This window comes from Agrobacterium sp. CGMCC 11546, from assembly GCF_013365515.1.
GTDB classification, from domain to species: Bacteria; Pseudomonadota; Alphaproteobacteria; order Rhizobiales; family Rhizobiaceae; genus Agrobacterium; species Agrobacterium fabrum.
In genome coordinates this window covers 2,812,220-2,839,188 of record NZ_CP047387.1, presented here as the reverse complement: position 1 = coordinate 2,839,188, position 26,969 = coordinate 2,812,220, and the positions used below count along the sequence as shown (strand labels likewise).

Here is a 26,969-nt window from a genome sequence, read left to right as displayed (position 1 = left end):
TTCAGCCGCGCATGCTCCTCCATGTCGGCCGGGGTGACGGTATTTGCGATCCGAGATCACCGTTCAGCAACGGCGCTCTCTTCACGCCATCCACTTTTATCGCTATCAATGGATGGCAATGGGTGGATTTCAACCCAAAGGGCCTCATCCATGGGTGGAAATCCACCCATCAGACCTCGGTCATATGCCGATGCAGCCCGTATTTCTGCATTTTTTCATATAGCGTTTTGCGTGAAATACCGAGGCTTTCATAGACGGATTTCAAATTTCCGCCATGCACCGCAATGGCATGCGCGATCAGGCTTTTTTCATAAGCGGCAACCCGCGGCGCCAGCGTCGAGGTGCCGTCATCATCGAGCGCCAGCGACACCTCGGACACATCGCTTTCCAAACCGAGCACGAAACGATCCGCGGCATTGCGCAATTCCCGCACGTTGCCCGGCCATTCCCGCAGCGAAACGGCGGAAAGCAGATGCTGCGGCACGTCCATATCCTCCCGCCCGTAACGGGCGGCGGCTTCCCGCACCAGATGCAGGAAGAGCAGCGGTATGTCCGCACTCCGCTGCGAAAGCGAAGGCACAAGAAGTGTCGCCACGTTCAGGCGATAAAGAAGGTCAGCACGGAACCGGCCGGCCGCAACTTCCTGCTCCAGATCGACCTTGCTGGTGGCGATGAAGCGGACATCGAGTTCGACCGTCTCATTGGAGCCGAGACGGGTAATCACCCGCTCCTGCAAGACGCGCAGGAAGCGCCCCTGCAACTCGAAAGGCATGGAGCCAATCTCATCCAGCAGGATGGTGCCGCCCCGGGCATGTTCGAACTTGCCATAACGGGAGCGCAGTGCGCCCGGAAAAGCACCGGCCTCATGGCCGAACAATTCGCTCTCGATCAGCGTCTGCGGAAGGGCAGCACAATTGATCGCGACAAAGGGTCGGTTGGCTCTGGCGCTGATATCGTGCAGCGCCCGCGCCACCACCTCCTTGCCGGCCCCAGTATCACCCACGATCAGCGTATCGGCGTCTGTCGCGCCGATGGCGCGGATGCGATAGCGCAGATCGACCATGACCTGGGTTCTGCCGGGCAGGCGTGTTTCGAGATCGTCATGTTTGCCGGCCACCGCCTTCAGGCGGCGGTTTTCCAGCACCAGCGCCCGCCGATCATTTGCCCTCTTGATGATGCCGGCGAGATATTGCGGGGTGAAGGGTTTCTCGATGAAGTCATAAGCACCGTTGCGCATGGCGTTGACGGCAAGCTGCACATCGCCATGGCCGGTCATCAGGATGACGGGTATTTCGGGGTCAAGCTCCCGCACCTTCTGCAGCAGCGTCATGCCATCCATGCCGGGCATGCGGATATCGCTGACCACGACACCGTCGAAGCTGTAGCCGATCAGTTCGAGCGCATGTTCCGCGCTTGCCAGCATGGTGACGGCAAAACCGGAAAGCTCCAGTGCCTGGGCGGTGGAAAAGCGCAGCTCCTCCTCGTCGTCGATCAACAGAACCCGCGACATGGTCATTCCGCAGCCGCCTCCGTGCGCCACGCCGCCGCTGGCAATTCTATCTCAAACTCCGCGCCGCTCTCTTCGTGGTTCTTCACCCGCAGCTGACCGCCGAAATCCTTGATAATGTTATAGGAGATGGAAAGGCCGAGACCGAGGCCACGACCGACACCCTTGGTAGTGAAAAACGGATCGAAGATGCGTTCCGAAATCGCCGCCGGTACGCCGGGGCCATGGTCGCGGATGAAAATCGATACCGCCTGCCCGTGCTGCACGGTCTGTAGCGAAATGCGGCGATCTTCGCGCCCTTCCACGGCATCGGCAGCATTGGAGATGATGTTGACGAGGACCTGCTGCAGGCGCACCGGACCAGCTTTCACGGCAAGCGGCACCGGACCAAGATCAATATCCAGGATTGCATCGGCGGCTTTCAGCCGCGGGCCGACAATTTCGAGGGTATCGCGAATTACGGTTTCCAGACCCACCGCTGCCGTTTTCTCGTTGGGCTTGCGGGCAAAGTTCCTGAGATGTTTGCTGATCGACGCCATACGATCGATCAGGCCGGAAATGCGCCTGAGATTTTCCGTCACCTCTTCCAGACGCCCGCGCTCCACCAGAAGCGAGGCATTTTCGGCATAGTTCTTGGCGGCTGCCAGCGGCTGGTTAAATTCGTGAGACAGCGCCGCCGACATCTGCCCAAGCGCCGCCAGCTTGCCCGCCTGCACCAGATCATTCTGCATCTTGCGCAGCTGCTTTTCGGTCTGGCGTCGCTCGGCGATCTCGTGTTTGATTTCCTGATTGACCCGTGCCAGATCGGCCGTGCGCTCCTCCACCCGGCGCTCCAGCTCCGCCTGCGCTTCCGCCTGGTGGGTCAGGCGCTCGCGCAGACGCCGCCGTCTCTGCAGCATGGCGGCAATCAGCGCCGCAGCAAGGCATAGGCAGAGGATGATGGCAATCATCGCGGTCTTGACCTGCGTGCGGAGCGAACCCGTATCCATCAGCACGCTGACGGTCCAGCCGGCATCCTGCATCGGCTGCGACAGGACCATATATTCCCTGTCACCATCATTCTGGGCGATCGTCATCAGCTGGTGCGAGCCGAAATTGCCGTTTTTAAGCGGCAGTTCCGTGAGGGTCGCATTAGCATAACGACGGGAGGCTTCGGTGCGCGCCAGCCTCTCCGGCGTCAGTGGCATCAGGCCGGAATAAAGCCATTGCGGCGTGCCGGTCATGAAGATAATGCCTTCCGGGTCCGAAACCAGAATGCGGTTTTCGCCATCCCCGAAGGATGCCTCTATGCCTTCAATATCCACCTTGAAGACAATGACGCCCTTGATTTCTTCATTAAAGAGAATCGGCGCGGAGAAATAATAACCGCGCTTGTGGGAGGTGGTGCCGAGAGCAAAAAAGCGGGACTTGAGGCCCTTGGCGGCATCCTGAAAATAGGGCCGGTAACTGAAATTCTCACCGACGAAACTCGTTGGCCCATCGTAATTGCTGGCCGCGATCGTCTCCCCATCCAGCGTGATGATATAGATATCGGAGGATTCCAGCAGGGTGTTGATGGATTTGAGGTAGACATTGGCGCGCTGGCGCAGGGCTTCATCCTTTGGATGCGCGACCAGTTCCTCGATGTCGTCATGATCGGCGATTAGCGCGGGAAGTGGCTCATAGCGGCTAAGGAGCCCGCCAAGTGCCGAGACGGCTAGCCGGAGCGTCGTGTGGCCCTGATCGGACATTTCGCCGAAATAGCTTTCCGCGATGATGCCGCCACCTCTCGTCACGGCGCCATAACCGAGACCTAGGCCGAGAAACATCAACAAAATCCAGCGATATTTCACCGAAACTCCCCTCCTGCCGCAGGCCTCAAACCCGCTCTCCATGAAAGAGTGTAGGAGGAGTGGCGGAATTTTCCAAGTGAGCGGAAAAGGCAGCCGGACAGTCCTGAAAACAAAAAACCGGCCACGAGGACCGGTTTTTTGCAAAGATGATGTCGGAAAAGCTTATGCGCTTTCCTTCGGCGTCAGAACCTGACGGCCGCGATACATACCGGTCTTCAGATCGATATGGTGCGGACGGCGCAGTTCGCCGGAGTTCTTGTCTTCAACATAGGTTGCAGACTTGAGACCGTCAGCCGAGCGGCGCATGCCACGCTTGGACGGGCTTGTTTTTCTTTTTGGTACAGCCATTTTTGTTACTCCACTTAAGCGGCGAAACAACGGAACCGGCCAGAACCAAAGGCCGAATGTCGGATGTCTCGATATCGGAAATTTGGCGCGCTTATACATGCCCAAACGGGCTTTGACCAGCCCTGATACGCATCTTTTTCCGATTCAGCAGAATCGATATGCAGAACCGCAGCGGGTGGCTGCAAATCCCACCTCATCTCTTATCGAAAACGACAAGTTCCTTGAAGTGGTTCATATCCTTGAATTCACAGAAAGCTGGCGGGCGCATCTGTATAACGGGCGCTGCGACGCGCAGTTTTTCCAGTTCCTCATCGAGCATCGCCTGCCAGCGCGGCAGACACTCGGGTTCAAACCAACTGACAATGTAGGACAAGGTGATATGGAACTCATAGGTGTCATGATCGGGATGACGGTAGCCGAAAAAATCGGCGAATGTATCGCGCCAAAGAGCCACGATGCTATCGTCCTCAGCAGTCGCTCCCTTCATGACCAGTCCGACCGGGCGCAGGCCCGTAACCCGCATGTTGAATGCCGGCAGTGTCGGAAAAGTAGAAAGACGATCACGATAATAGTCCGTCACCGCGTCGATCGGCGTATCGAGCGGCAAGGTCTGTGGCCAGTAGGGCAGAGCCCGGCGCGACTCGATAACGCCTTGAAAAACCGTCATATGCAGGCTGGAAACCGGTGTGAAGGCGAGTTGCGACGCCTCCGGCATGTCAAGGAAACGCTGACGGGTCGAGACGATAGCGCTTTCGGTCTGCGATCCCTCGACAAGATGGCACACGACCGTATTGCCGGGCTCCGGCAAAAACTCACCCTCTGCACTGAAACGGCTGCCCAGATGGCGTGGTGGCTGATCGTGATTGGCGGCAGAGATATAGTCGAGGTCTTTCGAAACGAGCGGGGCGTGCATGGGAAACTCCTTGTGAGATGTTTCCCCCTAGCCTGCACAGACGACAAAGCAATGACATCGACCGCTCAAAGGCCAGTCAATGCGCCTCATCCCAATTGTCGGCCGCCCGCGCATCCACTTTCAGCGGTACCCTCATTGAAATAGCCGGCATGGCCGCATCCTCCATGACTGAGACGACGACAGGCAGGGTCTTTTCGATTTCCGCTTCCTCAACTTCGAAGATGAGTTCGTCATGCACCTGCAACAGCATGCGGGCGGAGAGCTTTTCCGCCTCCAGCGCCGGCTCGATGCGGATCATGGCGCGGCGAATGATATCGGCAGCCGAGCCCTGGATCGGCGCATTGATGGCTGCGCGTTCGTTGAAGGCTTTCACGGATGGGTTGGAAGAGCGGATTTCCGGATAGTGGGCACGGCGGCCGAAAATCGTCTCGACATAACCGTTCTCGCGGGCGAACGCCTTGGTCGCTTCCATGTAGTCACGAATGCCGGGAAACCGCTCGAAGTATTTCTTGATATAGTCCCCCGCCTCCGAGCGGGCGATGCTGAGCTGGTTGGCGAGGCCGAAAGCGGAAATGCCGTAGATGATGCCGAAGTTGATCGCCTTGGCGCGGCGGCGCACTTCCGATGGCATGCCTTCCACCGGTACACCGAACATTTCCGATGCGGTCATCGCATGAATGTCGATACCATTTTCGAAGGCGTTTCTGAGCTGCGGGATATCAGCGACATGGGCAAGCACGCGCAGTTCGATCTGGCTGTAGTCGGCCGAGAGAAGCTTGTGTCCTGGCGTGGAGATGAAGGCCGTGCGAATCTTGCGGCCTTCGGCGGTGCGGACCGGGATGTTCTGAAGGTTCGGCTCCGACGACGACAGGCGCCCCGTGGTGGTGGAGGCGAGCGCGTAGGAGGTGTGCACCCGTTTCGTCTCGGGATGGATATAGCTGGGTAGCGCATCCGTATAGGTGGATTTCAGCTTGGTCAGCTGTCGCCAGTCGACGATCTTGCGCGGCAGCTCCGCCCCTTCCGCCGCGAGATCCTCCAGAACCTGCGCCGAGGTCGACCACTGGCCGGTCTTGGTCTTGGAGCCGCCCGGCAGTCCCATCCGGCCAAACAGGATATCGCCGAGCTGTTTTGGCGAGCCGATGTTAAAGCGCTCCCCCGCCAGCTCGTAGATTTCCTCTTCGAAGCTCGCAGCCTTCTGCGCAAGTTCGCCAGAAAGGCGTGACAGGATCTGCCGGTCGACGGTGATGCCGCGCTCCTCCATATGTGCCAATACGGGCACGAGAGGCCGTTCCAGCCGCTCATAAACCTTGGTCAGCCGTTCCGAGACGAGCCGGGGCTTAAGCGCCATCCACAGCCGCAGGGTGACGTCAGCATCTTCAGCCGCATAGGCGGTCGCTTTGTCGATATCGACAAAATCGAAGGTGATGCTCGACTTGCCCGATCCCGCCACGTCCTTATAGGCGATCGGCGTGTGACCCAACCAGCGTTCGGAGAGCGTATCCATGCCATGCGTGGTCTTGCCGGCTTCGAGAACATAGGAAATCAGCATCGTATCGTCGAAGCTGCGCATAACCACGCCGTGGCGTTTCATCAGCAGGTAATCGTATTTGAGGTTCTGTGCGACCTTGAGGACAGCCTCGTCCTCATGCAGGTCCTTCAGACGCTCCAGCGCTTCGGCAAAGGGGGCCTGGCCCTCTGCGAGCTTGATGCCATCGCTGAAGAGATCGCCACCGGAGCCGGTCTTGTGCGTCAAAGGGACATAGGCGGCGCGGATATCCGTGCCTGAGGCATCCTTGCCATTATCGGCAATGGCCAGCGAAAAACCGACGAGTTCAGCCTGCATCGGGTCGAGCGAGGTCGTTTCCGTATCGAAGGCGACGACGCCCGCCTCCCTGGCCGCGGCGATCCAGAGATCCAGCGTCGCGATATCCCTGATCGTCGTATAGGCGGTGGTATCGATCTCGGTGGCGGCAAAAAGCGCCTGTCGCGCCGTGGCGAGATCGGCGGGCGTGCTGCCTTCGCCAATCATCCTTTTTGCGGGAGCTACAGCCGAAGCCGGCCTATTGTTAGCCTCGGCGGACACGTCACCAGCCATAGCGGCGGCCGGCGCATCGAGATCGGGACCATGGGCATCGGCGCCCCATTGCACCGGCACATTGGCGGGGTCGATGGCAGAGGCATCGCTGTCAGTCGCTTCGGCGACGCGGCGGGTCAGCGTCGTGAATTCCATGGCCTTCAGGAAGGCAATGAGCTTCGGGCCGTTCTGCGGCTCAAGCACCAGTTCCTCGAGAGACTGCTCCAGCGGCACATCGGTTCTGAGCGCCACGAGCTGTCTGGAAAGGCGGGCAAGCTCCGCATTGGCGATGATGTTTTCCCGGCGTTTCTGCTGCTTGATTTCCCCTGCCCGCGCCAGAAGCGTATCGAGATTGCCATATTCCTCCAGCAGCTGCGCCGCCGTCTTCGGCCCGATGCCGGGAATGCCCGGAACATTGTCGGTGGAATCGCCGGTCATCGCCTGCAGGTCGATCATCTTTTCGGGGCCGACGCCCCATTTTTCGATGACATCGGGAACGCCGATCTGCTTGTCCTTCATGGCATCGTACATATGCACATTGGCGGTGACGAGCTGCATCAGATCCTTGTCGGACGAGATGATGGTGACATCGGCGCCGATCGCCTCGGCCTGCCGGGCATAAGTGGCGATGATGTCGTCTGCCTCGAAGCCTTCCGTTTCGATGCAGGGAAGGTTGAAAGCGCGCGTCGCCTCGCGGATCAGACCGAATTGCGGCACCAGATCTTCCGGCGGCGCAGAGCGATTGGCCTTGTAGAGATCGTAGAGCTCGTTGCGGAAGGTTTTTGACGAATAGTCGAAAATGACAGCGAAATGGGTCGGCGTGACGCCGACATCGGTATTGCGCGCATCCTTCAGGAGCTTCCACAACATGTTGCAGAAGCCGGAGACGGCGTTGACCGGCAGCCCGTCCGACTTGCGGTTCAGCGGCGGGATGGCATGGAAGGCCCGGAAAATGAAACCGGAGCCGTCAACGAGGAAGAGATGATCGCCTTTTTTCATGGGTAGCATGGATAGCGCGCCAGAGGTGAAAGGTCTATCGTCGAGATCAGATGCGAGGCTATATCTTTGATGATTTCTAGGGAAAAAGCCGATGTCCAAAGTTTCTATATTTAAGGCCTATTTCGGAGCAGTTTTTCTCACCGCCATAATCGCGATTGCCGCTTGGTGGCAGGGGGATAACGCAACAACGATTTTTCACAAAGCCCTCGTCGTGCCGCTTTACCTGTTAGCAAGCACGGGTCTGCGCAGCTATTTCCCAGAGATATTCGACTCTAAACGCGGTATTTTGGGCACGCTTGAGTTTCACATCCTTAATTCAGCGATCCTGGCGGCATTCTTCATTCTTGTACTCCGTCCTTTTCCAGACGACATTGGCAACCAGCTAGTATCTTTCTTCTTCTTGATCGCCTTTACGGGGACCGCCAATTTCGCAAGGGCGATGCACGCGAGGAAGAAAAATCAATACAGCGACCAAACGTCACCACACCTTACCGATTTGTAATCCGCTCTTCCCTTGAAAAGCCGCATTTGCACACACATTTCTTAGAGGACGGCGCCTGATCACGCCGTAGTCTGATAGCTGGCTCGTCCCCCGCCGCGTCAGACCGGACAAAGGCCTTTCCCCCTCTCCGGGCCTTTGTCCTCCAATATGACCGCCATGGCCGACCCCTCCCGGCCATGGCGGTTTTATTTTGCCCCCTGTTTGGGCTAGTCTAAACATATCATGCGATATATACCACGCTATTAAAGTTACCGGCTTTCCGCTGGTGGCGACGTGCATGGACGGAAGAATGGGTTTTTCCCGGGATGAATCGGCAATCTATCTCGCCGCGAAGATGGCGCGGGAATTTACCATGGCGCTGCAGAAAAGAGCCGCTGCGCTCGGTTTTTCTCCCGGCCAATTTCCCATCCTCATCGAGCTCTGGCATGAAGAAGGCCTGACCCAGCGGCAATTGCTTGATCGAATCGATGTCGAACAGGCAACGCTTGCCAACACGCTGTCTCGCATGGAACGTGACGGGCTGATTGTCCGCAAATCCCATCCGAGCGATCGCCGCGCCCAGATCATCGAACTGACCCAGCGTGGCAGGGATCTGGAGGCGAATGCCATCGCCGCTTCCGAGGCCACCGAAGACACATTGCTTGCGAATTTCCGCCGCTTCGAGCGACAGCTTTTGCTGGAATATATGCGCCGGGCGATCGAAAGCGCAAAAAAAGCAAAATAACGTCTACGGTCCAAAACCGCTTCGCAGTTTTCGTGAACTGCTCTATCGTTCCGGCGGCCACGCGCTTGCCGATTCACGACAAGCCCGCGCCTTGTTTCCCGCGATGTGCGATGCCCGGATATTTCGTCTTTCGCCGGGTCACGACAGACATGACAGGATCAGCGATGACAGACGTTTCCCCTATTCTTTCCAACGCCGACGACAATCTGACTTCCAGCCTGGAGCGGCTTTTCGAACTCGTGCGCATTCCGTCGATTTCCACCGATCCCGCCTATAAGGCAGAATGCCGCAAGGCTGCGGACTGGCTGGTGAGGACGCTTTCCGCGCTCGGTTTTACGGCTTCGGTGCGCGATACGGCCGGTCACCCGATGGTGGTTGCGCATCACGATGCGGCGACCAAGGATGCGCCGCATGTACTTTTTTACGGCCATTATGACGTTCAGCCGGTCGATCCGCTGGAACTCTGGGAAAATGATCCGTTCGAGCCTGCCATCAAGGATATCGGCGCCGGCCGGAAGGTGATCACCGGACGTGGCACGGCTGACGACAAGGGCCAGCTGATGACCTTCGTCGAGGCCTGCCGGGCCTATAAGGCAGTCAATGGTGTCCTGCCAGTGCGTGTTACCATTCTGTTTGAAGGCGAAGAGGAATCCGGCTCGCCTTCGCTGAAACCGTTCCTCGACGCCAACGCGCAGGAACTGAAGGCCGATTATGCGCTGGTCTGCGATACCGGCATGTGGGACCGGGATACGCCCGCCATCGCCGCTGCGCTTCGCGGGCTGGTTGGCGAAGAGATCGTCATCACCGCGGCAGACCGCGACCTGCATTCCGGCCTTTTTGGCGGCGCCGCCGCAAATCCGATCCACATCCTCACCGATATCCTCGCCGGACTGCATGACGAGACGGGCCGCGTGACGCTTGCCGGCTTTTATGACGGTGTGGAAGAACCCCCTGCCAACATTAAGGCATCCTGGGAAACGCTCGGACGTTCGGCGGAAGCCTTCCTCGGTGAAGTCGGCCTTTCGGTTCCCTCGGGTGAAAAGGGCCGTTCCGTGCTGGAGCAGACCTGGGCGCGGCCGACGGCGGAAGTCAACGGCATCATCGGCGGCTACACCGGCGATGGTTTCAAGACCGTGATTGCGGCGAAAGCCTCCGCCAAGGTGTCGTTTCGCCTAGTCGGCGAGCAGAACCCCGCAGCCATTCGCGACAGCTTCCGGGCCTATGTGCGCTCCAAAATTCCAGCCGATTGCTCCGTGGAGTTCCACGAGCATGGCGCATCACCAGCCATCCAGCTGTCTTACGACTCGCCCGTGCTCACCAAGGCCAAAAACGCGCTATCGGAAGAGTGGCCAAAACCCGCCGTTGTCATCGGCATGGGCGGCTCGATCCCGATCGTCGGCGATTTCCAGAAGATGCTGGGCATGGATTCGCTGCTCGTCGGCTTCGGCCTGACTGACGACCGCATTCATTCGCCGAATGAAAAATACGAGCTGCAATCCTTCCATAAGGGCATCCGCTCCTGGGTCCGCATTCTGGACGCACTCGCAGCGAAATGACAAAAAAAAGAGGAAGCACCGGGTAATCCGGCGCTTCCTCTTTTCCGTTTGCGCATCGCAAAAACAAAAAGGCCGGGCGAGCCCGACCTTTCCATCCGTTTTTCGTCAGTGCCAGTACATCCGTGGTCAAAGCGTTCAACGGTCTGATGTTCCAGGGCGCGTCCATTTTCATGGCCGCTGCCTTTCACCATCAGGATCGGCTGCTTCGGTTAATCTTTGGTTAACACGATAACAGCGGCACTTTCAAAATGCCCGCCTGACAGTTTTCATCCGAAACACTGCTGAACCCTATATTGGTATGCACTGCCACTTTTTCAAGGCCTGCCTGTTCGGCACGCTTTCAAAAGAAAAAGGCCGGAAAAATCCGGCCTCTCCATTCATGCGAATGACCCTTCAGGCCAAAGCGCTTATCAGGAAGCGACGAGCTCACCTGCGGACATCTTGCCCGAGCGGCGGTCCTGCATCAGCTCGTAGGAGAGCTTCTGGCCGTCGTTGAGGGCGGTCAGACCAGCACGCTCAACAGCGGAGATGTGAACGAATACGTCCTGCGAACCGTCGTCCGGCTGAATGAAGCCGTAGCCCTTGGTTGCGTTGAACCACTTTACTGTACCAGTCGCCATAACGATTTCCTTCCGTTGGCAATTGTATTTGCACTGCAAGCAGTGCGGACTTGGGTCGAATTTGAAGGAAAAGATCGTCGTGAGCGTCTGGAAAGACGCCGAAGCTCTGGTCGTCAAACAAATATCGATGGCGAAGTACGTAGGTTGGAAGGGTCTCAAAGTCAAGTTTCTTTGAACCGCGCAGCGTCTGAGAGCGGAGGGATAAAAAGACAACCAGATCGCCAAAAACGCAAAAACCCGGCGCGGGAGGAGGTGCGCCGGGTTCTTGAAACTGACTGACAATTGGGAGGAGGAGTATTGTCAGTCCAATCGGGCGACGCTGGGAGGAGGAGTGCGTCGCTTCGATGATTTGAAGATACAGGATACCAGCTTAAAAAAAAGACGTTTCATCGCAGCGCAGCATTGCAAAAAATGCATGGCTATTTTAGGACGACTTGAAGCCTGCCCGCTTAGCGCCTAATAAATACGCATGTCTATCGAATCCGTCAGAGCCTTTTTTATCGAGAAATCGCCCGAAGTGACCGTGATTGAAACGGAGGGGAGTTCGGCGACGGTTGCACTGGCCGCTGAAGCGCATGGTGTCGACCCCGACCAGATCGCCAAAACCATCTGCCTGAAGGCTGGCGACACCATTCTTCTCGTCGTCGCCGCCGGCACCAGACGCCTCGACAACCGCAAATTCCGCGATCATTTCGGTGCGAAGCCACGCATGCTCGGAGCGGAAGAGGTAGTTGCGGTGACCAGCCATCCCATCGGTGGCGTGTGTCCTTTCGGCCTTCCTTCGGCCCTACCGGTGTTTTGCGACATATCGTTGAAAAACTATCAAGAGGTGGTTCCAGCGGCTGGCGCCACCAATGCGGCGGTGAAGATTTCGCCTGATGTCATGGTTGAATTGACGGGAGCGGAATGGGTCGACGTCTGTCAATGACGCCGATTTGATCCGGCCAGGACTTAACCCCGCCTTAAATCGCCGCATTTACACTCTTCATCCTGGATTAAGGATCGCGCAGGCATAGAGACGCGAATAGGAGCGACTTCGGCTGGATGGCAGGCAAGGGTAAATCACGCGAACGGGTAGAACCTTCCTTCGGGGATTTTCACGAGTCCGGTGATGACCTGCGTCTTGACGCCAGCGAACGCATCAGCGGAACCTCAAAACGGCCGACGAAAAAGCCCCAACAAACATCTGGCCGCAGCAAGCCACGGAAGAAAGAAAAGCGCAGCCGCAATTCGGGCCGGGGCGTGACGGGCTTCATCCGCTCCCTCTTCTACTGGTGCATCGTGCTCGGCATCTGGGGCGGGATCGGCGTTGCCGGGCTTGTTCTTTATTATGGTGCGCGCATGCCGAGCGCCAGCAGCTGGTCCATTCCCGAACGGCCGCCGAATGTGAAGATCGTTTCGGTCAATGGCAGCGTGCTTGCCAATCGCGGCACCACCGGCGGCGAGGCGCTCGCGCTGGAAGACATGTCGCCCTATATTCCGCAGGCGGTCATGGCAATCGAGGATCGCCGGTTTTATTCGCATTTCGGGGTCGATCCGCTAGGTCTCGGACGCGCCATCGTGACGAATGTTCTGACGGGACGAGCTGTGCAGGGCGGCTCGACGCTGACGCAGCAGCTGGCGAAAAACCTGTTCCTCTCGCCCGACCGGACGCTGGAACGCAAGGTGCAGGAAGTGCTTCTGTCCTTCTGGCTGGAGCACGAGTTCACCAAGGACCAGATCCTCGCGATGTATCTCAATCGCGTCTATTTCGGCTCCAATGCCTATGGCGTCGAGGCGGCTTCCCGGCGCTACTTCAACAAATCCGCGCGTGACGTCAATCTTGGCGAAGCGGCAATGCTGGCCGGGCTTCTCAAAGCGCCCTCACGCCTTTCACCGGCGCGCGATCCGCAGGCGGCGGAAGAGCGGGCGCAGGTGGTGCTGCAATCCATGCGCGATGTCGGCTTCATCACCGATGACGAAATCAAGACCGCGATGTCGCAGCCGCCGACAAAGGCGAAGCGGTTCTGGTCGGGTGCCGAACATTACGCCGCCGATATGGTGCTGGAGGAAGTCCGCGGCCTGGTGGGCGAGGTCAAGCAGGACATCGTTGTCGATACAACCATCGACCCCAATCTCGAGCGCGACGCCGAAAAGGCGCTGACCCATGTGCTGCAGAGTGACGGCAAAAAACAGGGCGCCTCGCAGGCGGCGCTCGTTTCCATCGACGGTACGGGCGCGATTCGGGCCGTCGTCGGCGGGGCGGATTATGCGCAAAGCCAGTTCAACCGCGCCGTAAAGGCAAAACGGCAACCGGGCTCTGCCTTCAAGCCGTTCGTTTACGTCGCCGCACTCGAATCGGGGCTTACCCCCTACACGATCCGCAATGACGGACCAGTGCGCATCGGAAACTGGACACCGGAAAACTACGAGAAGAAATATCGCGGCGAAGTCACGCTCGCCACCGCGCTTGCCAATTCACTGAACACGATCGCCGCACAGCTGGTGATGGAGGTCGGCCCGGAACGGGTGACGCAGGTGGCGCATCGCATGGGCATCGAATCGGAGCTACAGAACAATGCCTCCATCGCCCTCGGTACCTCTGAGGTGTCGCTGATGGAACTGACCGCCTCCTATGCTCCCTTCATGAATGGTGGCTACAAGGCGACGCCGCACATCGTCAAGCGTATCACCGATGCCGACGGCAAGGTCCTTTACGAAAACAAATACGATAATCCGCCGCGCGTGCTGAGCGAAGAGATTGCCGCGACCATGAACGGCATGTTGTCCCGCGTCATCACCGAAGGCACCGGCAAGGCCGCGCGCCTGCAAGGCTGGCAGGCGGCAGGAAAATCCGGCACGACCCAGTCCTTCCGCGACGCACTTTTTGTCGGCTACACAGGCAACCTCACCACCGGCGTCTGGTTCGGCAATGACGACGGCACCTCCATGAAAAAGGTCACCGGCGGCGGACTGCCGGCACGGGCATGGAAGGATTTCATGACCGCTGCCCATTCCGGGCTCTCGCCTTCGCCGCTTTTCGGCCTCGGCGCAGGTGGCGTACCGCCGCTCGGGGACATGCATCAGCCGGCACCGGAAGCTGCTCCCTCATCCATCGGCGACATCATTTCCAATGCGCTGGGTGGCGGAACGACGGACACCCGCGCCTATCCCGATGCGCCGGTTTCACCCAACCAGCCGGGCATGGCCATGCCGCCGACGAACATACCCTCCCGCGATATCGAACCAGGCTACCCGGCCGGCAACGGGCCCGTGCCACCCGCCGACATAGGCGGCCGGGCCCCCGCACAATCGGGGCCGAAGCAGACGACGCTGCTTAACATTCTGATGGGAAATTGACCCGCGTCTGGTAATGGGCCAGCGGAGATCATCACGAATGGCGAGATGGTAGCGACACACTCGCCCTCCCGAAAAACCCCGCTTTTCCGAAGACTTTGCCCTTCGCATCCGCAGCCATGAGCGGAGGCGGCGCGACGGCGCAACATATGCGTGCGCGCCGATTAACCCTAGATTGCCATTTGCGCAAATACGACTACATTTCGGGTGACTTTTTAGGGTAAATGAATTATTAATCGTTCATATAAATTAATTTTCTTGTTTCAAAATAACTTTTCAGGGTTCCATATTATGCTGGGTACTAAAAGCTCATCGCATGCCGTTTTTTACGGCGCTCCCTATCCTGCCGTCCCGTTTGAAACGGCGGAAATGCAATCTCCCATATCGGATAAAAAACCATCTTCATTGCAGCGCGGTCAGTTTGCGCTCAAAAGAACCATCGACATTGCAGGGGCGTCCATCGCCCTTGTCGCACTTGCCCCTGTATTGGCGACCGTCGCATTGCTGGTAAAGCTCGACAGCAAAGGCCCGGTCCTGTTCTCGCAGGTCCGCTGGGGCATGAATGGAAGAAAAATCCGCGTCTATAAATTTCGCTCGATGCAGGCCGAACTGGGTGATGTCACCGGAGTAGCGCAAACGGTGAAGAACGACCCGCGGATAACCCGTATTGGCGCCATTCTCCGGCGTACGAATATCGACGAACTGCCGCAGCTGATCAACGTCCTGAAGGGCGACATGTCGCTGGTGGGCCCACGCTGCCATGCCGTCGGCATGCTGGCAGCCGGCCGTCTTTATGAGGAGCTGGTTCCGCACTATCACATGCGGCACCGAATGCGGCCCGGCATTACCGGCCTCGCCCAGATGCGGGGACTACGCGGCCCGACGGATCGCAGCGACAAGGCTCGTGCCCGAATCGTCTCCGATCTCTATTATGTCGAGAATTTTTCGGTCTGGCTGGATATCAAGATCATGGTCGGAACGGTGATTTCCGAATTGCGCGGCGGCAAGGGCTTCTGATTTTTCAGGCGCCATTGCCGTATTTTCAATCCGCCCGTCCAAAAATAAAAGCCCGGCAGCGATGCCGGGCTTTTATCATGAACCATCATGATCATCAGTTCATCGGTGCGGGAGCCGCATTCGGATCCGGAAGCGGAGCCGGGTTTGCCGAAAGTGAGCGCAGATAAGCGATGAGATCGGCTCTTTCCGTTTCCTTCTTCACACCCGCAAATCCCATGGCCGTGCCGGGAACGTGTTTCTTGGGGGCTTCGAGGAAGTAGTTGAGATGATCGTAATCCCAATGCACGGAAGCACCCTTGGAGAAATCCTTCATCCCAGCGGAGTAGCTGAAACCTTCGTGGCTGGCGATCGGCCGGTTGACGACATCGAAGAGATTGGGGCCGACCTTGTTTGCACCACCACTCTCTCCGGTATGACAGCTCGTACACTTCTTGAAGACCGCCTCGCCCTTGGCGGCATCGGCGCTCGCAAGCAATTTTGCGATCGGCGTCGCGGCTGCAGCGGCTTCTCCGCCACCGGCTTCACCACCGCCGCTTTCTGCCGCAACAATGGTGTAACCTTCCTTTTCGGGCGCAGGCGCATGAAAAATGCCCTCAGACGCAATCGACACCGACATCAGGACGAAAACCGTGCCGAGCAACGCCCCAACGCCCATATTAACATAAGAATTCATCTATATGCGCTCCCTCGCATCCGCTCCATATAACCGGGCATCTTGAAATTACTCGAAAGCTATGGCTTTTGCACAGCCTGCGCAACTTGAATGATGGTCCCCACTCCGTGACGTTTTGACACTTTTCGGGCGGGATTTGAAGGGTGTCGGATGAAGAATCGGGATTTCGAGAAAGCGGTGGTCCTTATACCGGCCCGGATGGCATCCACACGCCTTCCAGGCAAGCCGCTCGCGGATATTGGCGGCAGGCCAATGATCGTGCAGGTGGCGTTGCGCGCACGCGAGGCCGGTGCGGAACGAATCGTTGTCGCAGTCGACGACGAGCAGGTATTTGCAGCCGTTCAAAACGCCGGTTTCGACGTGATGATGACACGCGACGACCACCAGTCCGGCTCCGACCGCATTTTCGAGGCGCTGCAAAAGGCCGACCCCTATGGCAAGGCGGAATACGTCATCAACGTTCAGGGCGATCTGCCGACTATCGAGGCGGAAACCATTCGTGCATCATTGCGCCCGCTTGAGAATACTGCCGTCGATATTGCGACGCTGACGGTTGAAATCACCGACGAAGAGGAAAAAACCAATCCGAACGTCGTGAAAGTCGTTGGCAGCCCGCTTTCCGAAACACGATTGCGCGCGCTTTATTTCACCCGCACCACCGCGCCTTATGGTGATGGGCCGCTTTATCACCACATCGGGCTTTACACCTATCGCCGCGCCGCACTTGAAACATTCGTGCGCCTGCCGCCCTCGCCTCTGGAATTGCGTGAGCGGCTGGAACAGCTGCGTGCGTTGGAAGCGGGCATGCGCATCGATGCGGAAATCGTCCGGTCCGTTCCGCTTGGCGTCGACACGCCGCACGATCTCGAAAAAGCCCGCAAGATTCTTGCAGGCAGAACCCTCTAACGGACAGTCCCATGAATTTGATTACAAATCGCATTGCCTTTCAGGGCGAGTTCGGCGCGAATTCCGACATGGCATGCCGTGACATGTTTCCGGATATGGAGCCTTTGCCATGCCCGACATTCGAGGATGTCTTCAACGCTATCGAAAATGGCGAAGCCGATCTCGGCATGATCCCGATTGAAAACACGCTGGCCGGCCGCGTCGCGGATATTCATCACCTGCTGCCCGAATCACGCCTGCACATCATCGGCGAATATTTCATGCCGATCCGTTTCCAGCTGATGGTGGTGCCGGGCGTGACGAAAGACGAGATCCGCACCGTCCACAGCCATATCCACGCGCTGGGCCAGTGCCGCAAGATCATCCGTTCGAACGGCTGGAAGCCGGTCATCGCCGGCGACACGGCGGGCTCCGCAAGGCTGGTTTCCGAGAAGGGCGACCGCAGCATGGCGGCTCTCGCGCCGCGTCTTGCGGCAGATCTCTACGGTCTCGATATTCTGGCTGAAAATGTCGAGGATTCGGAAAACAACGTTACGCGCTTCGTCGTGCTCTCCCGCGATGAGAACTGGGCCAAGCGTCAGTCGAGCGACGAAATTGTCGTCACGACTTTTGTCTTCAATGTTCGCAACATTCCGGCCGCGCTCTACAAGGCCATGGGCGGTTTTGCCACCAACGGCATCAATATGACGAAGCTCGAAAGCTACCAGCTCGGCGGCAAATTCGTGGCGACGCAGTTTTATGCCGATATTGAAGGCCACCCCGATGACGAACCGGTGCGGCACGCGCTGGACGAGCTGCGCTTCTTCTCGGAAAAAGTCCGCATTCTCGGCGTCTACAACGGCCATGCGATGCGCGGCAAGCTCAACCAGAGCTGAGCCTGCCGCAACCCCTTACTTGGGCCATTCCACCCAGTCGCGCATCAGCCGATGCGCGATGGCGCCGATTGGCGGGGCCGAAAAACCTTCCCCCGCCGGAGCCTCCAGCATCTTGGCCACTTCTTCCCTGGTGAACCACCGGCAGTCCTCAAGCTCGATCTCGTCGCGGGCAATATCGGACGAGAGAGCCTCGGCATAACAGCCGATCATCAGCGTGTGCGGCATCGGCCAGGGCTGGGAGGCGTGATACCGCACCCGGCCGATTTCGACCCCGGATTCCTCATGCGTTTCACGGCGCACTGCCTGCTCTATCGTCTCGCCCGGCTCCACGAAACCGGCAAGGCAGGAATACATGCCCGGTGCAAAATGCGCGCCGCGACCAAGCAGGCAGAGATCACGCTCGATATCGATCGTCATCATGATGACAACGGGATCGGTGCGCGGAAAAATGGTGTGACTACAGGCGGCGCAGATGCGCTTGTAGCCGCCAATCCGCTGCTCCATGGTCCCACCGCACCTGCCACAGAAGCGGTTATCGGCATTCCAGTGGGTGAGGCTGACGGCCTGGGCGACCTCGCTCAGCAATTCCTCGTCGAGCAGATGATCGCGATAAAGCGTGCGGGCGTCCGCCAGCTTGTAGTGGCTCGCCAGCTGGTCTTCGGCCACGGCAACCGGCACCGCGATTCTCGGTTCGCCGGTTTCGCGATATCCCAGCAGCACGGCATTGTCGAAATCTGGCTGCAACTCGGCCAGCTCATAGGCGGAAAACAGGGGATCGATGACCTGCTCGTCATGTTTCAGAACAAGCCGGTTGCCCGAAAAGGCAAAAATATGGGTGCCGTCAACCTTCAGAGCCTCGGCAACACATTCCTCCGTTCGCTTTTCAGCGAAACGGTCGAGAGCATTTTTGGAAAAGGCCGTCAGCAGGCTTGCTTCGGGATGGGGGGCAGTGGTTTCAAAAATTTTCATTGACATCATCAGAGCGCGCCGGAGATTTTTTTCATTAAACTTTCCTTCTCGCCCGCCGCATAAGGCACCGCCGTTCCGTGCCCCCAGATGGGACCGGGCCAGCAGGTGTCGCCTTCATTGCGGGCGATAATATGGACATGCAGCTGCCGGACGATATTGCCCAAGGCACCGACATTTATCTTGGTGGCTCCGGTGATTTCCTTCAAGGCGGATGCGACGAGATTGGTCTCGAATGTCAGCACAGCCTGATCGAGCGGGGTGAGATCGAACAATTCGCTGACGCCGTCTCTTTGCGGCACCAGCACCAGCCAGGGCCAGCGATTGTCATTCTGCAAGCGAAGCTCGCAAAGACCCAATCGTGTCACCAGGACGCTATCGCGCGCCAGTCTCTCGTCCAGCCGGAATGTCTCCAAGGTGTCCTCCATGTTTGTTTTCATCGTGATAGCAGTTTTTTGAAGGCTTGGCTTGCATTTGCTGCCGATATTGCCGATATGTGGCCCCGGGAGGTTGGTGGTGGACGAGCCACTCGCCAACCGGGTCAGGTCCGGAAGGAAGCAGCCCTAACGAGCCAGGCACGGGTCGCCGTGCCAGCCTCCCACCTTTTTAAAAGACGTGCTCAGCTTTCGCCGGGCCAGTTCCGCGCCCCGAGACAACTGGCAAAACAAACTGGCGAGGCAATGAGCGATACCGTACCCCCCAAATCAAGCGAATCCCAGGTCGGGACCGGCTACCGGGTACTGGCGCGCAAATATCGCCCGAAGGATTTCTCCGATCTGATGGTCGGCCAGGAGCCGATGGTTCGAACGCTGACCAATGCGTTTGAGACCGGCCGCATCGCGCAGGCCTATATGCTGACCGGCGTTCGCGGCGTGGGCAAGACGACCACGGCCCGCATTCTCGCCCGCGCACTGAATTACAAGACCGACACCATCGACAAACCGACCATCGACCTTCGTATTCCCGGCGAACATTGCCAGGCGATCATGGAAGGCCGGCATGTCGACGTGATCGAGATGGACGCCGCATCCCATACCGGCATCGACGATATTCGTGAGATCATCGAGCAGGTGCGCTATCGCCCGGTCTCGGCGCGCTACAAGGTCTATATCATCGACGAAGTGCACATGCTGTCGACGCAGGCTTTCAACGGTCTTCTGAAGACCCTGGAAGAGCCGCCGGAGCATGTGAAATTCATCTTCGCGACCACCGAAATCCGCAAGGTGCCGATTACCGTTCTGTCGCGCTGCCAGCGTTTCGACCTGCGCCGCATCAGCGCCGCCGATCTTGTCGGCCTGTTCACCGCCATTGCCGGCAAGGAAGGTTTCGAAGCCGAGCCGCAGGCGCTGTCAATGATCGCCCGCGCAGCCGAGGGTTCCGCCCGTGACGGTCTTTCCCTGCTCGACCAGGCGATTGCCCATGGCGGCGGCCGTGTGGAGGCCGAAGCGGTGCGCGGCATGCTCGGCCTTGCCGACCGTGCGCGCATTGTCGATCTCTTCCAGCACGTCGTCAAAGGTGACGTGGCGGCTGCCCTTTCGGAATTCAACGGACAATATGAGGCTGGCGCAAACCCGGTTGTCGTTTTGAACGACCTCGCCGATTTCACCCATCTCGTCACCCGCATGAAATACGTTCCCGACGCAGCGGAAGACCCCTCGCTTTCCGAAATCGAGCGCACGCGCGGCGCGGAGTTTGCCGAAACCATCGCTGTAACGGCGCTGTCACGCATCTGGCAAATGCTGCTGAAGGGCATTCCGGAAACGGAAAACGCTTCGCGCCCGGCGGGTGCCGCTGAAATGGTGCTGATCCGGCTTTCGCATGCCGCCAATCTGCCGGCACCGGAAGATGCGGCGCGGCGCCTGCTGGAGCTTTCCAGCGCTGACGGCGGTTACACCAATGGCGGACCTTCCGGCGGCGGCAACGGCGGTGGCGCGCGCGCCTATTCGTCGGCGCAGACCGTGGCAGCGGCAAGACCTGCAGAATTTGCCGCCCCGAGGCAGGCCGGTCCGCAGCCCTCCACCATGCTGCGCGCCGTTCCAGACAGCCGGCCGCAGGAGATGCAGGTCGCGGCCCCGAAAACCGAAGAACGGCCGGAGCCGAAGGTTCCCGTCAATTCGCTGCAGGATATTGCCGATCTCTGCCAGAAAAACCGTGATCCTGTCATGCGGGCGAAGGTGCGCAACTTCGTGCGGCTGGTGCGGCTGGAGCCCGGCCGCCTTGATATGCGCCTCGGCGAAGGCGCCCCCGGCTCGCTGCCCGGTGAGCTTGGCGTCAAGCTGAAGGAATGGACCGGTATCCACTGGATCGTCAGCCTCAGCAAGGAACAGGGCGAGCCGACCTTGGTCGAGGCGGAAGGCAATGCCCGCGATGCCCGCCTGGTCGACGCGCGTCAGGATCCTGATGTTGCCGCGATCCTGGCGCAGTTTCCCGGCGCAAAAATCACCGACGTACGTATTCGCGCGGCGATACAGGATGAGGCGGAGGATATCACCCCGCCATCGGTTGCCGAATCGAGCGAAGGCGACATCCTTCCCGGCGACGACATCGAGTTTTAAACAAGAAGAACAGGAGATTGGCACATGCGCGACATCATGGGTATGATGGGCAAGGTCAAGGAAATGCAGTCCAAGATGGAGAAGGTGCAGCAGGAAATTGCCGCCCTCGAAATCGAAGGCCGGGCCGGTGGCGGTCTGGTGACCGTCATTTTGAACGGCAAGGGCGAAATGCGCGGCCTGAAAATCGATCCTTCGCTCTTCAAGGAAGACGAGGTCGAAATCCTCGAGGATCTGATCGTTGCGGCCCACAAGGACGCCAAGGAAAAGGGTGAAGCGCAGGCCCAGGAAAAGATGGCTGACCTGACCGCAGGTCTGCCGCTACCGCCCGGCATGAAGCTGCCTTTCTGAGATATTCCAACTGAAGAGGATGGCGTTGAGCATTCGCCATCCTCATCTCAGGACACGGCCTAAGATTCCAGCATCGCACGAAATCGGCTTGCGAGCGGTGTTTCAAGATAGGCCGTGCGTTCGGCCTCGTTGAGTTGCATGGGACGGAAGCGCTGCAGGATAGTCGGTATCGGCAGTTTCGTTCCCGGATAGGGTTCGAACATCACCTCCTCACCGGCCGCAAGCATTCCACCTTTCAGCACCCGGCAATAAAAACCCGACTGGCCCGCCTGCCGGAAACGCGGGGCAAAATTGGGATCGCCGATGCGGGCCGACAGCGTGGCGCAGGGGATGCGGGCAGCGGTCACCTCCAGCACGACGTCGTTGGCCGTAAACCTGTCGCCCACATGCAGTTTTGCGCTGTCGACACCATCAAGCACGAGATTCTCGCCGAAAAATCCGGGTTCGACCGTGGAGCCCAAGGTGCTGGACCAGAAGTCGAGATCGACTGAGCCCATCACGTAAATCGCCTGATCCGGTCCGCCATGATGTTTGCGATTGCAGACGGCGTCGCTGACAATGCCTTCCGCGTCGACCATGACTGGGCCGTTCACGGCATGTTTGAAGATGCCCGTCTTCGTCGTCTTTCCCGGCAGGCTTTTTGCCTCGCCCCGGCACACCGCCCTGATTTTCATCGACTGCCCTTCAAGCTTCATGATTCCCGTTTCCCGATTTATGCAGTAGAAAGCGCTCATGGCAAAACGAGTCACCGGTCCCGAAATTGAAAAACTGATCCAGCTTCTGGCAAAAGTGCCGGGGCTTGGCCCCCGCTCGGCGCGGCGGGCGGCATTGCATCTCATCAAGAAGAAAGAACAGCTTCTCGGGCCGCTCGGCCATGCCATGGGCGAAGCCTATGACAAGGTGAAGATCTGCTCCTGCTGCGGCAATGTCGATACGATCGATCCCTGCACTGTCTGCGCCGATGACCGGCGTGACCAGTCCGTCATCATCGTGGTGGAAGACGTGTCGGATCTCTGGGCACTGGAGCGGGCGGGCGCGATGAACACAGCCTATCACGTTCTGGGTGGCACACTGTCACCGCTCGACGGCGTCGGACCGGAGGACCTGAACATCAAGGGCCTGATCGACCGCGTGAGTGCTGGCGGCATTCGCGAGCTCATCATCGCCGTCAATGCGACGGTGGAAGGACAGGCGACCGCCCATTACATCACGGACCGCCTCTCCGGCCTCGGCATCAAGATCACGAGGCTCGCCCATGGCGTGCCTGTGGGCGGTGAGCTTGATTATCTCGACGAGGGCACATTGACGGCGGCGCTTCGGGCGCGAACGACGATCTGAAGCCTTCCCTCCCCACCATCCAAGAGGAGACCGAATGCCACACCGATTTGCTACCAAGGCACTGGCCGCCATTCTTTCCGTTTTTTCAGCAACGACAGTTCTTGCACAGTCCGCCCCAACAGGTGCTGCTGCCGCCAAATATGATGCAGACTTCAATGCTTGGCTGAAAAAGGAAATCTGGCCGGAGGCCCGCAAGGCCGGTATTTCGCAAAAGACGCTGGAGGCCACGCTCAGCGGTCTTTCCATCAGCTGGAACCTGCCCGATCTTGTCATTCCCGGTCAGAAACCGCCGAAGGAACAGAGCCAGAGCCAGGCGGAATTCTCCTCGCCTGGCGCTTATTTCTCCGAAAAGCGGTTACAGGGGCTTGCCGGTACCGGCCGTTCGCTTGCGGCCACGCACGCAGCGACGCTGCGCAGGATCGAGGCGAAATATGGTGTTCCCGGCGATATCGTCGTTGCGATCTGGGGCCGCGAATCCGGTTTCGGTCGGGCAAAATTGCCGCATTCGGTGGTCGATGTGCTGGCCACGAAAGCCTATATGTCGACCCGCAAGGAGATGTTCCGCACCGAGCTGATCGATGCGCTGAAGATCGTCGAAAGCGGCGATATAGCGGCTTCACGCATGATGGGCTCCTGGGCCGGCGCGCTTGGCCAGCCGCAATTCATGCCGTCGAGCTATCTCAAATATGCCGTGGATTTCGATGGCGATGGCCACCGCGATATCTGGAATTCGGTGCCGGATGCACTGGCATCCATAGCGAACTATCTTTCCCAGCGCGGCTGGCAGCGCAATCGCGACTGGGGCTTCGAAGTCTCCATCCCCGCCAATGTTTCCTGCGCGCAGGAAGGCCCTGATCTGGCCCGACCGGTGGCCGACTGGGCGAAGATGGGCATTACCCGCATTTCCGGAAAAGCCTTTCCTGTCAATGACCTGACCGCCGACGGCATGATGCTGGTGCCGGCCGGGCGCCATGGGCCGGAATTCGTGGTGACGCCGAATTTCTATGTCATCAAGGAATATAATAATTCTGACCTCTACGCGCTCTTCATTGGCAATCTCGCCGACCGCATCGCCCATGGAGCGGGACCGTTCAAGGGGGAATGGGGCAATGTCGGGTCAATGCTGCGCTCCGACGTGCTGACCATGCAGAAGGCTCTGGTCGCCAAGGGTTACGATGTCGGCAAGGCGGACGGGCTGGCGGGCTTCAAGACGCGCCGCTCACTCGGTGACTGGCAGTCGAAAAACGGCCTTGCACCGACATGTTTTCCCGATGCGACACTGAAGGCGAAGCTGAAATAATCCGTCTCCGGCCCATCGTCTTTTAATGCTGGTCGGTATGGGGCTTGTGAAAGATATCGTCGGTTGGCGGAATGGTCTGCCGTTCGATCATCCGGTGCACCCGCGGCCGCGTCTTGCCGCGGTGAAGCTCCAGTAGCCGGTCCCAGGCTTCCGCATCCGCCTGGGTGCGACGATGGTTGTGGCGGACATATTCCACCCATGTCGGCACGTGGTAACTTTCCGTCCAGATATCGGGGTTTTCGAGATCGCGCATCAGGTTCCAGTTGCGTGCGCCATCGCGCAGACGGATGCGGCGGCGCTCCGCCATCAGCGGCAGGAATTCGCCAAGATCCTCATCATGGATTTCATAATCGATCAGAATGGCGATGGGTCCACTACGCGGCTTGACGTCGAGTCTCAGCGGCGGCTCCACGAAACGATTGAGCGGATCGAGATTGAGCGAAGCGAAGGCGGGCATGGCGAGCTTGAGGCCGACGACAACGCCGAGCAGCATCAGCACGCACGAACAGAGAAGTGAATAGGAAATGCCGTAATCTTCCGCCAACTCGCCCCACAGCCAGCTGCCGACAGCGATGCCGCCGAAGGTGAGCGTCTGATAGAGCGACAGCGCCCGGCCGACCACCCAGCGCGGGGTGGACAGCTGGACGATCGTGTTGAAGAGCGATAGCGCCAGCACCCAGCAGGCACCGGCTATGGCGAGAACCAGCGAGGTGATAATCGAACTGGTGCTGACCGCCGTTACGCCGGAGCTGAAAGCGAAGCCCAGAAAGGCAACACGCACGATCCATTCGCTGGACATGACTTCCCGCAGCCGGGCGCTGACGAGCGCACCGCCAATGGCGCCGACGCCGAAGGCACCCAGCATGACGCCGTAGGTCAGCGGGCCGCCCTCGACCAGATCGCGGGCGACAATGGGCATCAGGGCAAGAATGGCACTGGCGGAGAGGCCGAAGAGAAAGCCGCGCACCAGCACCTTGCCGATATTGGGCGACATCGCCACGTAACGCATGCCGGCCGAGATGGCGGCCAGAAGCTGCTCGCGCGGCAGGGTCGACGCATATTTGGGCGGCTGCCAGCGAAACAGCGCATAGATCAGGGTGAAATAGCTCAGCGCATTCACGAAAAAGGCGGCAGCAGCACCGGCGGCGGCAACGATGATACCGCCGATGGCCGGGCCGACGCTGCGGGTGATGTTGAAGCCGACGCTGTTCAGCGTCACGGCGGCGGGCAAATCCTCACGCGGCACCATTTCGCCGACCGAGGCCTGCCAGGAGGGATTGTTGAGCGCCGTTCCGCAGCCGATCATGAAGGTGAAGAACAACAGCAGCCAGGGCGTGAGCCAGCCGGACCAGGCAAAGACGGTGAGCAGCACGGAGGCCGTCAGCATCAGAAGCTGCGCCGAAATCATAATGCGGCGACGGTCGAAACTGTCGGCCAGCGCGCCTGAAATCAGCGAGAACATCATGATCGGCAAAGAGGTGGAAGCCTGCACCAGAGCGATCATGTTTTCCGAACTCGAAAGCGAGGTCATCATCCACGCGGCACCCACCGCCTGGATCAATCCGCCGAAATTCGAGGCAAGGCTCGCGATCCAGATTCGTCTGTAAGTCAAATGCCTTAAAGGCGCGAGTGGCGATTTACGGTCAGGCACGCTCTGTCCACTTGATGCAACTGCGATTTGTCAAACGGCAACTATAGACAGTGCCGACGATCATGCCAGCCTTTCCGACACGGTAAGGGTGAAAATGTGGCGGAGGCGGGACCCAAAGCGGAAGAGCCCGGTAAAACCTTGCAATCCTGCCCCGATGGGTCTATATGACCCCTGAAATTCTTGATCGCTTGATGAAGAGTGGGGCCGCAAGGCTCCGCTCTTTTTCGTTAGGCGAACCGGAAACCACGGGCTGAGTGCCCGGTGAAAATCTAAAGACCGGAAGGCCAGATGGCAGACACCGCACAAGAACCGCGACTGATAACCGAAACGGGCATCGACCAGCGCATTGCCGAGATCATCGAGCCTGTTCTGACGGGCATGGGATATCTCTTGGTGCGCGTGCGGCTCTCCAACCAGAACGGCATGACGCTGCAGGTGATGGCCGAGCGGGAAGACGGAACGATGAACGTTCAGGACTGTGAAGCCATCTCGATGGCGATTTCACCGGTTCTTGATGTGGAAGATCCGGTCGAGAAAGCGTATCATCTCGAAGTTTCCTCGCCCGGCATCGACCGGCCGATGGTTCGCAAAACGGATTTCACCCGCTGGCAGGGCCATCTGGTGAAGGTCGAGACCTCCATTCTGGTCGAAAACCGCAAGCGGTTTCGCGGCAAGATCGTTGAGGTCGATGCGGATGGTTTCAAGCTGGAACGCGATCAGATTGCCTATGGCGAAGAGCCGACGGTCGTCGTTCCGTTCAATGCGCTTTCCGATGCGAAGCTCATTCTGACGGACGACCTTATTCGTGATGCGCTGCGGGCAGACAAGGCGGCAAAGGCCGCCGCCGCAAACCAGAACGACGAAAACGAAGCAGACGAAGACTAATTCCAACGTAAAGCCCGGAAAACGGGCGATCCCCGCAATTATGC

Annotated in this window: 25 protein-coding genes and 1 other RNA gene; 15 read left to right on the top strand and 11 right to left on the bottom strand. The window is 58.9% G+C overall.

Annotated features, from left to right (window positions below; translation table 11 throughout):
- Positions 1-169: 169 nt before the first annotated feature.
- The 5 genes from GSF67_RS13905 to polA all read right to left on the bottom strand — a co-directional run bounded on the left by GSF67_RS13905 (position 170) and on the right by polA (position 7,673).
- On the bottom strand, positions 170-1,516 hold the full coding sequence (locus GSF67_RS13905; protein ID WP_006309938.1) for a sigma-54 dependent transcriptional regulator: 1,347 nt from the start codon (positions 1,514-1,516) through the stop codon (positions 170-172).
- The gene (locus tag GSF67_RS13900; RefSeq protein ID WP_035214525.1) at positions 1,513-3,315 is read right to left on the bottom strand and encodes a sensor histidine kinase; all 1,803 of its coding nucleotides are present in this window, start codon (positions 3,313-3,315) and stop codon (positions 1,513-1,515) included. The genes GSF67_RS13905 and GSF67_RS13900 overlap by 4 nt, the downstream gene beginning before the upstream one ends.
- Positions 3,316-3,501: 186 nt before the next feature.
- Positions 3,502-3,687: a 50S ribosomal protein L32 gene (gene rpmF / locus GSF67_RS13895; protein ID WP_003507205.1), complete on the bottom strand. Its 186-nt coding sequence runs from the start codon at positions 3,685-3,687 to the stop codon at positions 3,502-3,504.
- 193 nt (positions 3,688-3,880) lie between these two features.
- Positions 3,881-4,600 (bottom strand): DUF1868 domain-containing protein, encoded by a 720-nt coding sequence (locus tag GSF67_RS13890; protein WP_006309936.1) that lies wholly within the window; start codon positions 4,598-4,600, stop codon positions 3,881-3,883.
- Between the two features lie 76 nt (positions 4,601-4,676).
- The gene (polA, locus tag GSF67_RS13885) at positions 4,677-7,673 is read right to left on the bottom strand and encodes a DNA polymerase I (protein WP_035214524.1); all 2,997 of its coding nucleotides are present in this window, start codon (positions 7,671-7,673) and stop codon (positions 4,677-4,679) included.
- 91 nt (positions 7,674-7,764) lie between these two features.
- Between polA and GSF67_RS13880 the strand changes: the two genes are divergently transcribed.
- The 3 genes from GSF67_RS13880 (at position 7,765) to GSF67_RS13870 (ending at position 10,455) form a co-directional block, all read left to right on the top strand.
- Positions 7,765-8,175: a hypothetical protein gene (locus GSF67_RS13880; RefSeq protein ID WP_006309934.1), complete on the top strand. Its 411-nt coding sequence runs from the start codon at positions 7,765-7,767 to the stop codon at positions 8,173-8,175.
- A gap of 289 nt (positions 8,176-8,464) precedes the next feature.
- Entirely contained in the window at positions 8,465-8,899 is a 435-nt protein-coding gene (locus tag GSF67_RS13875) for a MarR family winged helix-turn-helix transcriptional regulator (RefSeq protein WP_035214523.1), read from the top strand.
- Between the two features lie 164 nt (positions 8,900-9,063).
- Positions 9,064-10,455, top strand: a complete 1,392-nt coding sequence (locus GSF67_RS13870) for a dipeptidase (RefSeq protein ID WP_010970659.1) — start codon at positions 9,064-9,066, stop codon at positions 10,453-10,455.
- Between the two features lie 410 nt (positions 10,456-10,865).
- On the opposite strand, the gene GSF67_RS13865 is transcribed toward GSF67_RS13870, so the two are convergent.
- Entirely contained in the window at positions 10,866-11,075 is a 210-nt protein-coding gene (locus GSF67_RS13865) for a cold-shock protein (RefSeq protein WP_006309931.1), read from the bottom strand.
- A 265-nt stretch (positions 11,076-11,340) separates the two neighbouring features.
- Here GSF67_RS13865 and GSF67_RS13860 point away from each other — a divergent pair, with 265 nt between their 5' ends.
- From GSF67_RS13860 to GSF67_RS13845, 4 genes are all read left to right on the top strand, one after another.
- On the top strand, positions 11,341-11,535 hold the full coding sequence (locus GSF67_RS13860; protein ID WP_035214522.1) for a hypothetical protein: 195 nt from the start codon (positions 11,341-11,343) through the stop codon (positions 11,533-11,535).
- A gap of 9 nt (positions 11,536-11,544) precedes the next feature.
- Entirely contained in the window at positions 11,545-12,003 is a 459-nt protein-coding gene (locus GSF67_RS13855; RefSeq protein WP_006309929.1) for a YbaK/EbsC family protein, read from the top strand.
- A 116-nt stretch (positions 12,004-12,119) separates the two neighbouring features.
- Positions 12,120-14,414: a transglycosylase domain-containing protein gene (locus GSF67_RS13850; RefSeq protein ID WP_006309928.1), complete on the top strand. Its 2,295-nt coding sequence runs from the start codon at positions 12,120-12,122 to the stop codon at positions 14,412-14,414.
- Positions 14,415-14,702: 288 nt separating this feature from the next.
- Positions 14,703-15,428 carry a sugar transferase gene (locus GSF67_RS13845; protein WP_006309927.1) on the top strand — a complete coding sequence of 242 codons (726 nt, stop codon included), beginning with the start codon at positions 14,703-14,705 and terminating at the stop codon, positions 15,426-15,428.
- A gap of 94 nt (positions 15,429-15,522) precedes the next feature.
- Here GSF67_RS13845 and GSF67_RS13840 read toward each other — a convergent pair whose 3' ends face one another.
- Positions 15,523-16,101, bottom strand: coding sequence for a cytochrome c family protein (locus GSF67_RS13840; RefSeq protein WP_006309926.1), 579 nt, complete (start codon positions 16,099-16,101; stop codon positions 15,523-15,525).
- Between the two features lie 150 nt (positions 16,102-16,251).
- Here GSF67_RS13840 and GSF67_RS13835 point away from each other — a divergent pair, with 150 nt between their 5' ends.
- Entirely contained in the window at positions 16,252-17,007 is a 756-nt protein-coding gene (locus GSF67_RS13835) for a 3-deoxy-manno-octulosonate cytidylyltransferase (RefSeq protein WP_006309925.1), read from the top strand.
- 11 nt (positions 17,008-17,018) lie between these two features.
- Complete coding sequence (locus GSF67_RS13830; protein ID WP_006309924.1) at positions 17,019-17,882, top strand: prephenate dehydratase; 864 nt, start codon at positions 17,019-17,021, stop codon at positions 17,880-17,882.
- Positions 17,883-17,897: 15 nt separating this feature from the next.
- On the opposite strand, the gene nudC is transcribed toward GSF67_RS13830, so the two are convergent.
- Both nudC and GSF67_RS13820 read right to left on the bottom strand, forming a co-directional pair.
- A complete protein-coding gene (gene nudC, locus GSF67_RS13825) occupies positions 17,898-18,857 on the bottom strand; it encodes an NAD(+) diphosphatase (protein WP_035214556.1) in 960 nt (319 codons plus the stop codon).
- A 2-nt stretch (positions 18,858-18,859) separates the two neighbouring features.
- Positions 18,860-19,288 (bottom strand): HIT domain-containing protein, encoded by a 429-nt coding sequence (locus GSF67_RS13820; protein ID WP_006309922.1) that lies wholly within the window; start codon positions 19,286-19,288, stop codon positions 18,860-18,862.
- Positions 19,289-19,353: 65 nt separating this feature from the next.
- Between GSF67_RS13820 and ffs the strand changes: the two genes are divergently transcribed.
- The 3 genes from ffs (at position 19,354) to GSF67_RS13805 (ending at position 21,751) form a co-directional block, all read left to right on the top strand.
- Positions 19,354-19,450: signal recognition particle sRNA small type (ffs, locus tag GSF67_RS13815), an RNA gene on the top strand.
- Between the two features lie 78 nt (positions 19,451-19,528).
- The gene (locus tag GSF67_RS13810) at positions 19,529-21,403 is read left to right on the top strand and encodes a DNA polymerase III subunit gamma/tau (protein WP_006309921.1); all 1,875 of its coding nucleotides are present in this window, start codon (positions 19,529-19,531) and stop codon (positions 21,401-21,403) included.
- A gap of 24 nt (positions 21,404-21,427) precedes the next feature.
- Positions 21,428-21,751 carry a YbaB/EbfC family nucleoid-associated protein gene (locus tag GSF67_RS13805; RefSeq protein WP_006309920.1) on the top strand — a complete coding sequence of 108 codons (324 nt, stop codon included), beginning with the start codon at positions 21,428-21,430 and terminating at the stop codon, positions 21,749-21,751.
- A 59-nt stretch (positions 21,752-21,810) separates the two neighbouring features.
- On the opposite strand, the gene GSF67_RS13800 is transcribed toward GSF67_RS13805, so the two are convergent.
- On the bottom strand, positions 21,811-22,446 hold the full coding sequence (locus GSF67_RS13800; RefSeq protein WP_006309919.1) for an MOSC domain-containing protein: 636 nt from the start codon (positions 22,444-22,446) through the stop codon (positions 21,811-21,813).
- A gap of 37 nt (positions 22,447-22,483) precedes the next feature.
- Between GSF67_RS13800 and recR the strand changes: the two genes are divergently transcribed.
- Both recR and GSF67_RS13790 read left to right on the top strand, forming a co-directional pair.
- Positions 22,484-23,089 carry a recombination mediator RecR gene (gene recR, locus GSF67_RS13795; RefSeq protein ID WP_006309918.1) on the top strand — a complete coding sequence of 202 codons (606 nt, stop codon included), beginning with the start codon at positions 22,484-22,486 and terminating at the stop codon, positions 23,087-23,089.
- Positions 23,090-23,123: 34 nt separating this feature from the next.
- A complete protein-coding gene (locus tag GSF67_RS13790; protein ID WP_006309917.1) occupies positions 23,124-24,389 on the top strand; it encodes a lytic murein transglycosylase in 1,266 nt (421 codons plus the stop codon).
- A gap of 22 nt (positions 24,390-24,411) precedes the next feature.
- On the opposite strand, the gene GSF67_RS13785 is transcribed toward GSF67_RS13790, so the two are convergent.
- Positions 24,412-26,040 (bottom strand): MFS transporter, encoded by a 1,629-nt coding sequence (locus GSF67_RS13785; protein WP_035214521.1) that lies wholly within the window; start codon positions 26,038-26,040, stop codon positions 24,412-24,414.
- A gap of 288 nt (positions 26,041-26,328) precedes the next feature.
- Between GSF67_RS13785 and rimP the strand changes: the two genes are divergently transcribed.
- On the top strand, positions 26,329-26,925 hold the full coding sequence (gene rimP / locus GSF67_RS13780) for a ribosome maturation factor RimP (RefSeq protein WP_006309914.1): 597 nt from the start codon (positions 26,329-26,331) through the stop codon (positions 26,923-26,925).
- Positions 26,926-26,969 lie beyond the last annotated feature (44 nt).